Here is a 9,838-nt window from a genome sequence, read left to right on the forward strand (position 1 = left end):
GGGTGATGGTGGCGGAGGCTAGGACGATGTCGCCGGCGGGGTCGGGGCGGTAGGCCACGATGGCCTGGCCGGCGGCGATGCCACGGGCCGGGCGGTGCAGGTCGGCGTGGAGGGTGTCGGCGGTGACGGTCACGGTGGCGGGGACCACCGCGCCGTGGGCGCGCAACTGCACCTCGCACTCGATCGGGGTCTCCGGGCGCGGGCCGCCGGTCCAGACCGGGCGGGTGGCGCAGACCTCGGAGACCTCCAGCGCCTCGGCCGGTCCGACGGTCACGGTGTTGGTCTTCGGGGTGATCGAGAGCACGTATCGCGGCTTGCCGTCCGGGGCCGGGCGGTCCAGGTGCAGCCCGCGGCGCTGACCGACGGTGTACGCGTACGCACCGGCGTGCTGACCCACCACGGCGCCGGTGCTGGCGTCGACCACGTCACCGGGGGCCTCGCCGAGCCGCTGGGCCAGGAAGCCACGGGTGTCGCCGTCGGCGATGAAACAGATGTCGTGCGAGTCCGGCTTGTCGGCGACCGCCAGGCCCCGGCGCGCCGCCTCCTGCCGGACCTGCGCCTTCGTCGAGTCGCCGAGCGGGAAGATCGAGCGCTCCAACTGCTCCCGGGTCAGCACGGCCAGCACGTACGACTGGTCCTTGGCCACGTCGACGCTGCGCCGCAGCAGGCCGTCGGGGCCGAGCCGGGCATGGTGGCCGGTGACCACGGCGTCGAAACCCAGGGCCACCGCCCGGTCCAGCACCGCGGCAAACTTGATCTTCTCGTTGCAGCGCAGGCACGGATTGGGCGTACGCCCGGCCGCGTACTCGGCGACGAAGTCGTCGACCACGTCGGCGTGGAACCGGTCGGCCATGTCCCAGACGTAGAACGGGATGCCGAGCACGTCGGCCGCGCGACGGGCGTCGCGGGAATCCTCAAGGGTGCAGCAGCCCCGCGCCCCGGTGCGGTACGTCTGCGGGTTGCGGGCCAGCGCCAGGTGCACGCCGGTGACGTCGTGGCCGGCCTGCACCGCCCGCGCCGCCGCCACGGCCGAGTCCACCCCGCCGGACATCGCCGCCAACACCCTCACCCGGACCACGCTCCCTTCACCTGTCGAGCCTATCTCCGCCCGGACCAGCCGGGTCAGCGAGGCGTACGCGGGGCAGCGGCGCGACGGGCCCGGTCGACGGCCGCCGGGAGGGCGGCGATGAGCGCGTCGACGTCGGCGGGGGTGCTGGTGTGGCCCAGCGAGAAGCGCAACGAGGAACGGGCCCGGTCGTCGTCGGCCCCCATGGCCAGCAGCACGTGCGAGGGCTGGGCCACCCCGGCGGAACAGGCCGATCCGGTCGAGCAGGCGATGCCCTGGGCGTCGAGCAGGAGCAGCAGGGCGTCGCCTTCGCAGCCGGGGAAGGAGAAGTGCGCGTTACCGGGCAGGCGGTCGGTCGGGTCGCCGTTGAAGACCACCTCGGGCACCGCCTGCCGGACCCGCCGGACCAGGTCGTCGCGGAGCGCGGCGACCCGGGCGGCGTACTCCTGCTGGCCCTTGACCGCGGCCTCGACGGCGACCGCGAAGGCCACGATGCCTGCGGTGTCCAGGGTGCCGGAACGCACGTCACGTTCCTGCCCGCCGCCGTGCAGCAGCGGCACGGCGGCCACGTCCCGGGCGAGCAGGAGCGCGCCGACACCGGCCGGGCCGCCGAGCTTGTGACCGGTCACGGTGAGCGCGGCGACCCCGCTGGCGGCGAAGTCGACAGGGATCTGGCCGACCGCCTGGATGGCGTCGGTGTGGAACGGCACGTGGTACTCGGCGGCGACGGCGGCCAGCTCGCCGATCCGCTGGACGGTGCCCACCTCGTTGTTGGCCCACATCGCGGTGATCAGGGCGACCCGGTCGCCGTGCTCAGCCAGTTCGGCGCGGAGCGCCTCGGGGTGCAGCCGCCCCGCGTCGTCGACCGGCAACCAGCCCAACTCGGCCTGCTCATGCCGGCTCAGCCACTCCACCGCGTCGAGCACGGCGTGGTGTTCGACAGCGCTGGAGACCACCCGGTCCCGGTGCGCGTCGGCGTCCCGGCGGGCCCAGAAGATGCCCTTGACCGCGAGGTTGTCGCTCTCCGTGCCGCCCCCGGTGAAGATCACCTCGGACGGCCGGGCCCCCAGGACAGCGGCCACCCGCTCCCGCGACTCCTCCACCCGCCGGCGGGCCCGTCGACCCGACGCGTGCAGGGAGGACGCGTTGCCGACCTCGCGGGCGGTCGCGACGTACGCCTCGAGCGCCTCGTCCAGCATCGGCGTCGTCGCGGCATGATCCAGGTAAGCCATCACCGCCCAGCCTAACGACCTCGCCCGCGCCGACCGCAGGCCGGATGAGGTGTCGTCGACGTCAGACCGGTACCGCGGTCACGACGATGTTGTCACGGTACCGGCGGGCCTCGGCGTCGAAGGGCCCACCACAGGTGATCAGGGTCAGTCGCGGCCGGCCGTCGCGGGCGAAGTAGCGCTCCAACGGGATCTTCCGCTTGTCGTACTCCTCCCGGGCGACCACCCGGTAGGTCCGCTCGGTTGCGTCGTCACCGGTGGCGGTCAGGGTGTCGCCAGGTGTGAGTTCCCGCAGCCGGTAGAAGGCGCCCTTGCCCTGCTCGGCACTGTCGACGTGGCCGGCGATCACCACCGAGCCGGCCTCCGCTTCGAGCCCGGGACCGTAGCGGTACCAACCGATCTCGTCGACGCTCGGCGGCACCTCGAACTCCCCGCTGCGCTGGTTCACGCCTACCGGGTTGACCCGGGCGGTGACCTCGATCGCGGGGATCCGCAGCCGGACCGGCGGCACGGGTTCGGCGGCGTCGGGCAGCGTCCCCGGGGCCACCACCACCGGAGATCCGGCGGCCGGCGGTCCGGTGACCGACGGGCTCGGACCGGCCAGGGCGGCGGCCTGCTCGGCGCCGACGCTGCCGGCCGGTCGGGACACCACGGCCACCACCGCCGCGACGGCGAGCGCGGCGGCGCCGGCGGCAACCGCCGCCAGCGCCCCACGGTTGACCACGGTCACCGGCGGCCGGACCGGACGACAGCCGCTCGCGCCCCGCCCGCGACCAGCAGCAGGACTCCGGTACCGGCCAGCGCGTACCACCAGAGACCCAGGCCGGTGTCGGCCTGGCCGCCGGTGCCGCTCGGCACCCCGGAGGGCGCCGAGTGCAGACCGGTGATGGTCTGCGCCACCACGCTCAGGTTCTCCGCCTCGGCGGAGCCGATGGCGTAGACGATCGTGGCCGTGCCCTCGCGCAGGTCGAGATCGGCCGGCCCGATCGCCACTGTCTCGGTGCCCGCCAGCACCACGTCCGCCGAGACGCTGCCCGCGTCCACGTCGGCCTTGGCCTCGTTCGGGTTGGTCAGGTCCTCGAAGACCGGGCTGCCACCGGCCCGGACGTCCACCGCGGGCGCGGCGGCGGTGTGCCGGACGATCAGCCGGGCCTTGCCGGCGTCGACCTTGGCGGTGTCGTTCACGAACGGGGTGATCGTGGGCTCGCCATCCGCGTCGAGGTGGGCGGCGATGCTGATGTTCGCCCCGCCCGGCACCTCGGCGTCGTCCACGGTGAGGATGGCCTGCTCGATCGGCTCACCGGGCTTGGTGAGGGCGATGTCGTAGCTCCCCTCGGCCAGGTCCAGCGGGCCCGCCACGTCGCCGGGCTCGAAGTTCTCCAGGGTCCGCTCCCCGTTGACGTAGACGTCGACCGGAGTGTCCGGAATGCCGTGGACCACGGAGACCTTCGCGTCGGCGGCGTACGCGGGGGTCGCCGTCGCGATGCCGGTGCCGACGAAGGTCAGCGCGGCGACCGCGCCACCCGCGGCGGCGCGACGAAGGTACGCGAGCTGCATGTCTGCCTCCTGATGTTTCGTGCTGGTTCGTCAGGCTTGCTGTGCACCCCGAGTTACGCCGGCACCTCGCCACCCGGATGCGGCCGGAGGCGACTTTCTTTTTTCGTCCGCCACCGCATCCGGCAGGCACCGCGCAGACGAAAAGAGGTCGCGGGGCCCTCCGGCCGACCGCTCGTGGGGCCTGTTGGCCGACCGCTCGTGGGGCCGTTGGCCGACCGCTCGTGGGGCCGTTGGGCTGGCAGAAGGGACGGCAGTGGTGCGAGCTACAGTCGGGTATGCCGCCAACCAGGCAGGCCGTCTCGTGAGCGACACCCGGCAGGAGCCGGGCGCCCCCGAGGACGAGCTGGCCCATCGCTTCCGCGCCGGTGACGAACCGGCGCTGCGCGAGGCGTACGACCGCTACGGCCGGGCCGTTCTCCACCTGGCCACCAGCACCCTGGTCAACCGCAGCGACGCGGAGGACGTCACCCAGGCCACCTTCGTGGCCGCCTGGCTGGGCCGGGAGACCTTCGATCCGACGAAGGGTTCGCTCGTCGGCTGGCTGCTGGGGATCGCGCGGCGCAAGGTCATCGACCGGCTGCGTTCCTCCGCCCGGGAGCACCGGGTCGTCGAGACCGTACGCCAGCTGCCCGACCCGGCGCCCAGCGGCAGCGATCCGGACACGGTGGTAGACCGGCTGGTGGTGGCCGACGAGTTGGCGCGGCTGCCGGACGAACAGCGACGCATGCTCGAACTGGCCTTCTTCGACGACCTGACCCACCAACAGATCGCGGCGGTGACCGGGGTGCCACTGGGCACGGTGAAGAGTCACATCCGGCGGGGCATGGCAAGCCTGAAGCGCAGATGGGAGGTGGACGGTGCCGCACCTGGAGCACGACCGGCTGGTCTTTCTGGCGCTCGGTGAGAGTGCGGCGGACGATTCCGACCGCACCCATCTCGATGCCTGCCCGCCCTGCCGGGACGAGTTGGACAGCCTGCGCCACGTCGCCGGTCTCGGTGCCGCCACCCAGGATCTGCGTGACCTGCCCGACCCGCCGGAGCACCTCTGGCAGGGCATCACGGCCGAGATCCGGGCGGCGGAGCAACTGCCCACGCTGGTGCCGGGCCGAGGGCAGCCGGTCGCGGCAGAGCGTGCCGACGACCCGCCGCCCCCCGCCGCCGCGCCAGCACCGCGCCGGGCCCGACGGGCACGCTGGTCCCGGTACGCGGTCACCGCGGTCGCCGCGGCCGCGCTCGCAGTGGTGGGCACCGTCGCCGTGCTGCGCGAGGAGGCGCCACCAGAGCAGGCGGTGACGGCCCGCGCCACGCTCGTGGCGTACGGCTCGACCCCGCCGGCGGCCCGGGGTGACGCCCGCGTGCTCGGCAACGGCGAGTTGCACCTGCACGTGACGAATCTCCCGGCCGTACCGGGGTATTACGAGGTATGGCTGATCAACCCACAGAACATGGAGATGTTCTCGGTCGGCGTGCTCGGTAGTGGACCTGACGTGCTGCTACCGTTGCCACCCAACGTCGACCTGGCGCAATACTCTGTTGTCGACGTCTCCGCCGAGGAGTTCGACAACAACACCGCCCACTCCGGCGACAGCCTGTTGAGGGGCTCCCTGACGGGCTGATCGGCGGGCCGGATCAGCTCCCCGGCCCGCCGATCAGCTCCCTCGGCGCAGACGACGAAGCCGCCGCCCGGATGTCCGGTCGACGGCTTCGGCGCGTACGCGTCACTTGCGCTTGCGGATCTCCTCAGCGGCCTGCGGCACGATCTTGAACAGGTCGCCGACCACGCCGAAGTCGGCAAGCTCGAAGATGGGCGCCTCGCCGTCCTTGTTGACCGCGACGATGGTCTTCGAGGTCTGCATGCCGGCCCGGTGCTGGATCGCGCCGGAGATGCCCAGCGCGACGTAGAGCTGCGGGGAGACGGTCTTGCCGGTCTGCCCAACCTGGAACTGGTGCGGGTAGAAGCCGGAGTCGACGGCCGCGCGGGACGCGCCGACCGCGCCGCCGAGCAGGTCGGCCAACTCCTCGACCAGCTTGAAGTTGTCCGCGTTGCCGACGCCACGGCCGCCGGAGACGACCACGCCGGCCTCGGTGAGCTCCGGGCGGGAGCCCTTCTGCTCGGCCACCCGCTCGACCACCTTGGCCAGCTTGTCGGCGTCGGTGGTGGTGACGGTGAGCTGCTCGACCGCCGGGCTCGCCGCGGCCGGCGTCGGGTTCACCGAGTTCGGCCGGACGGTGACCAGCGGCAGGCCCCGGGTGACCTTGGACTTGACGATCGCCGAGCCGGCGAAGACCACCTGGGTGGCGGTGCCGTCGGCGGCCAGGCCGACCACGTCTGTCAGGATGCCATTGTCCAGCTTGACGGCCAGCCGGGCGGCGATCTCCTTGCCCTCCTGAGAGGAGGCGAGCAGCACGGCGGCCGGCTGCACCCGCTGGACCAGTTCGGCCACCACTGTGGCTTTCGGCGCCACCAGGTAGCCGTCGATCTCCGCACCCTCGGCCGCGTAGATCTTCTCCGCGCCGTACTCGCCCAGCTTGCCGGCGAGCGCGTCGGCGGCGCCGGCACCGCCGAGCACCACCGCGGACGGGGTGCCCAGCTCCCGGGCCAGGGTCAGCATCTCCAGGGTGACCTTCTTGACGCCGAATTCCCGGGTGGCTTCGACGACGACGAGAACCTCAGACATGTCCCACACCCCTCACACGAACTTCTCGGTGGCGAGGAACTCGACAAGCTGGACGCCGCCGGAACCCTCGTCGGTGACCTTCACCCCGGCCGATCGCGGCGGGCGCTTGCTGTGCTCGACCACGACGCTCGTCGCGCCGTCGAAGCCCACCTCACCGGCGGCCACGCCCAGGTCGCTCAGGGCCAGGGTCTGCACCGGCTTCTTCTTGGCGGCCATGATGCCCTTGAACGACGGGTACCGCGGCTCGTTGATGGTGTCCCACACGGAGACGATCGCCGGGGTCGAGGCGGTGACCACCTCGTAGCCCTCCTCGGTCTGCCGCTCCACGGTCAGCGTGGTGCCGTCGACGGTGAGCTTGCGGGCGCCGGTCAGCGCCGCGATGCCGAGCCGTTCGGCAAGCATGTGCGGCATCACCTGCACCCGGCCGTCGGTCGACTCCGAGCCGCACAGCACCAGGTCCGCGCCGAGCTGGCTCAGCGCCGCGGCGAGCACCTTGGAGGTGGCCACCGCACACGAGCCGTGCAGGGCGTCGTCCACCACGTGCACCGCCTTGTCCGGGCCCATCGACAGCGCCTTGCGGATCGACTCGGTGGCCCGGTCCGGACCCATGGTCAGGATGGTCACCTCGCCGCCGTGCGCTTCCTTGATCTTCAACGCCTCCTCGATGGCGTATTCGTCCATCTCGTTGATGACGTTGCTCGCCGAACCGCGGTCGACGGTGTTGTCGTCAGAACGCAGGTTGCGGTCCGCGCCCGAGTCGGGCACCTGCTTGACGAGTACGACGATATTCATCGCGCTTCGACGACCCTCCTGCTGTGGTGGTGTGATCATTCACCTGGTCTGTTGGGGCGCAGCCTCGCCCCTGAGTCACCGTTAGGTCAACCACGGGCTGCTGTGCAGTTGCCCACGGCGCAATGTTACCTGCCAGTAGCATTGGTGCCCAGTGCGCCCCTGACCCGGTCGATGACCTCGGACTCGGCCGGGCTGACACCGTCGTGGGCCCGGGCCGCGCGATCGGCGGCGGCCAGCACCACCGACCGGAAGACCGGCACCTGCTCCGGCGCCTTGGCGGCCAGGATCTCCACCGCCCGGCGCAGCGCCGGCAGCGCCACCGACTCGACCTCAAGCGCCGAGTCCCGCGGCAGCCTCGGCAACGGTCCGCCGGTCAACGCCTCCCGCACCACGCCGCGCGCGTCGGCGAACGCCCCGGCGGCGGCGAAGCTCTCCCGGAACAGGGCCAAGATCCCCGGATCGGCGTTGGCGACCAGGAACACCGCGCCGAAGGCGCCGGTCTTGAGGGTCAGCTTCTCCTCGTCCGTCAGCGGTTGCGCCATGATCACGGAGTGTAGACGTAGGGTGTCGTGGTAGTGACCGGTACGAGCCCGAGCCGCCCCAGCACCGGGCGACTCTCGGCGGAGGCGTCGACCTGCAACAGCGTCCTGCCGCGCTGCCCGGCGAGCCGGGCCCGGTAGGTGACGAGCGCCCGGTAGATCCCCTGCCGCCGCCACTGCGGCTCGGTCGAGCCACCCCAGAGGGTGGCGAACGTGCTGTCGGTCGGATACCGAACCCAGGCCGCGCTGACCACCGTCTCCGCCGCCTCGGCCACCACGACCGTGATCGCCTGCGGGTCGGCGGCCAGCTCCCGCTCCAGCGCCTCGGCCAGGCCGGACAGGTCGCGCCCCCACACCTGCGTCTTCAGTTGCGCGATCCGGTCCAGATCCGCCCGGGAGGTCACCTCCCGCAGGCGTACGCCGTCCGGCACCACCGGCAGCGCGGACGCCAGTGGCGCGACCGGGCCGACCATGACGGTCTCCTCGTCCTCCGGCGCGAAGCCCGCTTCGCCCAACCGTTGCGGCAGGTCGGCCGGTTCGTCATGGCCGTGCAGCTTCCACTCGACCGGCTCGCTCCGCTCCCGGGCCACCGCCACCTGCCGCGCGATCAGCCGGTCGAGATCGGCCCCAGTCATCCCGCCGAGATCGCGGTAGGTCACCATGCCCCGCTGATCCAGACCCAGCACCCGGAAAACCGGACCGTCGGGCTCCACCACGACACCGTCGGGCAGCGGGTCGGGCAGGTCCGGGCGCAACTGGGCGTCGTACGCCGCCCGCAGCGTGGTCGCGTCAAGATCCGTCATGTCTCCAGGCTATTCCCGCTTCGCACCGGATAATCACCATCGTGTGGCAATTGATCAAGAACTGGTTCGACCCCCAGGAGCTGCGGTCGGTGGGCACCACCCCCGACTACCGCTTCTCGTTGGCCAACGAGCGCACCTTCCTGGCCTGGCTGCGTACCGGGCTGGCGCTTGTCGCCGGCGGGCTGGCCGCCGCGCAGTTCCTGCCGAGGATGCCGCTGGTGCACCTGCGCGAGGCGATCTCCGTGTCGCTGCTGCTGCTCGGCGGCGCGGTGGCGATCCGGGCGGTCGACCACTGGGCACGCACCGAACGAGCCATCCGGTTGGGCCGGGAACTGCCCGCGTCCCGGTTCCCGGCCGTACTCGCCCTCGTCGTCGGTCTCGGCGCGCTGCTGCTGGTCGCGGCGGTGCTGGTGGGCGCGGTCAACTGATGACCGACACCCGCGATCCCGGCTTGCAGGCCGAACGGACCCGGCTGGCCTGGCGACGCAGCGCGCTGGCGATGACAGTGGTGCTGCTGCTGACCGTCCGGCTCGCGCTCACCGCTGGCCCGTCCGGGGCGTCGGTGGCCGTGGTGGCCGTGGTGGCCGTGCTCGGCTGGGCAGCCGTCGTCACGCTCTGTTGGCGGCGGGCCAGCGGCACCAGCAGACCCCACACCGGCGGTCGTACGCTGGCCGCGGCGGCGCTCGCCACCGCCGGATTCGCGGGACTCGGCGTCCTGCTCGTGGTGCACGGGCTGTGACCAGCCTGCCGGGTAGGACATGATGGGTACATGGCCCGGCTGTACATCCTTCTCTTCGTGGTGCAGATCGTCCTCGCCGTCTGCGCCCTGATCAGCTGCCTCTCCGCCGAGGAAGACGACATCCGTCATCTGCCCCGGATCGCCTGGGTGCTGATCATCCTGTTCTTCCCGCTGGTCGGCTCGATCGCCTGGTTCGTCGCTGGACGTGAGCGCAAGGTCGCCGGCACCGGCGGATGGGCGGGCAACCGTCAGGCCCCGCACCGGCCGACCCGGCCGCTCGCGCCGGACGACGATCCCGAGTTCCTCCGCGGCATCGAGGAACGCTCCCGCAAGGAGGACCAGGAGCTCTTCCGCCGCTGGGAGGAGGACCTCCGTCGCCGCGAGGACGACCTCCGCAAACGCGAGGGCGACCCCCCACGCGAAGAACCCCGCCCC

Annotated in this window: 13 protein-coding genes; 5 read left to right on the forward strand and 8 right to left on the reverse strand. The window is 72.3% G+C overall.

Features of this window, described 5'->3' with window-relative positions:
* The 4 genes from mnmA to C1I93_RS24315 all read right to left on the reverse strand — a co-directional run.
* A partial coding sequence (mnmA, locus tag C1I93_RS24300; RefSeq protein ID WP_111245621.1) for a tRNA 2-thiouridine(34) synthase MnmA occupies nt 1-1,069 on the reverse strand: 1,069 nt, incomplete at its 3' end.
* A 53-nt stretch (nt 1,070-1,122) separates the two neighbouring features.
* On the reverse strand, nt 1,123-2,298 hold the full coding sequence (locus tag C1I93_RS24305) for a cysteine desulfurase family protein (protein ID WP_111245609.1): 1,176 nt from the start codon (nt 2,296-2,298) through the stop codon (nt 1,123-1,125).
* A gap of 61 nt (nt 2,299-2,359) precedes the next feature.
* Entirely contained in the window at nt 2,360-3,025 is a 666-nt protein-coding gene (locus C1I93_RS24310) for a class F sortase (protein ID WP_111245610.1), read from the reverse strand.
* Nucleotides 3,022-3,852 (reverse strand): DUF4397 domain-containing protein, encoded by an 831-nt coding sequence (locus C1I93_RS24315; RefSeq protein WP_111245611.1) that lies wholly within the window; start codon nt 3,850-3,852, stop codon nt 3,022-3,024. The genes C1I93_RS24310 and C1I93_RS24315 overlap by 4 nt, the downstream gene beginning before the upstream one ends.
* Before the next feature lie 301 nt (nt 3,853-4,153).
* Here C1I93_RS24315 and C1I93_RS24320 point away from each other — a divergent pair, with 301 nt between their 5' ends.
* Both C1I93_RS24320 and C1I93_RS24325 read left to right on the forward strand, forming a co-directional pair.
* Nucleotides 4,154-4,756, forward strand: a complete 603-nt coding sequence (locus C1I93_RS24320; protein ID WP_111245612.1) for an RNA polymerase sigma factor — start codon at nt 4,154-4,156, stop codon at nt 4,754-4,756.
* Nucleotides 4,710-5,468, forward strand: a complete 759-nt coding sequence (locus C1I93_RS24325; protein WP_111245613.1) for an anti-sigma factor — start codon at nt 4,710-4,712, stop codon at nt 5,466-5,468. The genes C1I93_RS24320 and C1I93_RS24325 overlap by 47 nt, the downstream gene beginning before the upstream one ends.
* 102 nt (nt 5,469-5,570) lie before the next feature.
* On the opposite strand, the gene C1I93_RS24330 is transcribed toward C1I93_RS24325, so the two are convergent.
* From C1I93_RS24330 to C1I93_RS24345, 4 genes are all read right to left on the reverse strand, one after another.
* Nucleotides 5,571-6,530 carry an electron transfer flavoprotein subunit alpha/FixB family protein gene (locus C1I93_RS24330; protein WP_111245614.1) on the reverse strand — a complete coding sequence of 320 codons (960 nt, stop codon included), beginning with the start codon at nt 6,528-6,530 and terminating at the stop codon, nt 5,571-5,573.
* A gap of 12 nt (nt 6,531-6,542) precedes the next feature.
* A complete protein-coding gene (locus C1I93_RS24335; RefSeq protein ID WP_111245615.1) occupies nt 6,543-7,322 on the reverse strand; it encodes an electron transfer flavoprotein subunit beta/FixA family protein in 780 nt (259 codons plus the stop codon).
* Nucleotides 7,323-7,447: 125 nt separating this feature from the next.
* Nucleotides 7,448-7,870 carry a hypothetical protein gene (locus tag C1I93_RS24340; RefSeq protein WP_111245616.1) on the reverse strand — a complete coding sequence of 141 codons (423 nt, stop codon included), beginning with the start codon at nt 7,868-7,870 and terminating at the stop codon, nt 7,448-7,450.
* Nucleotides 7,867-8,664, reverse strand: coding sequence for a GNAT family N-acetyltransferase (locus C1I93_RS24345; RefSeq protein WP_111245617.1), 798 nt, complete (start codon nt 8,662-8,664; stop codon nt 7,867-7,869). The genes C1I93_RS24340 and C1I93_RS24345 overlap by 4 nt, the downstream gene beginning before the upstream one ends.
* Nucleotides 8,665-8,705: 41 nt before the next feature.
* On the opposite strand from C1I93_RS24345, the gene C1I93_RS24350 reads away from it, so the two are divergent.
* From C1I93_RS24350 to C1I93_RS24360, 3 genes are all read left to right on the forward strand, one after another.
* Nucleotides 8,706-9,092, forward strand: coding sequence for a YidH family protein (locus tag C1I93_RS24350; RefSeq protein ID WP_111245618.1), 387 nt, complete (start codon nt 8,706-8,708; stop codon nt 9,090-9,092).
* The gene (locus C1I93_RS24355) at nt 9,092-9,403 is read left to right on the forward strand and encodes a DUF202 domain-containing protein (protein WP_111245619.1); all 312 of its coding nucleotides are present in this window, start codon (nt 9,092-9,094) and stop codon (nt 9,401-9,403) included. The genes C1I93_RS24350 and C1I93_RS24355 overlap by 1 nt, the downstream gene beginning before the upstream one ends.
* A gap of 30 nt (nt 9,404-9,433) precedes the next feature.
* A partial coding sequence (locus tag C1I93_RS24360) for a PLD nuclease N-terminal domain-containing protein (protein ID WP_111245620.1) occupies nt 9,434-9,838 on the forward strand: 405 nt, incomplete at its 3' end.

Source organism: Micromonospora endophytica (assembly GCF_003236305.1).
Classification (GTDB): domain Bacteria; phylum Actinomycetota; class Actinomycetes; order Mycobacteriales; family Micromonosporaceae; genus Micromonospora; species Micromonospora endophytica.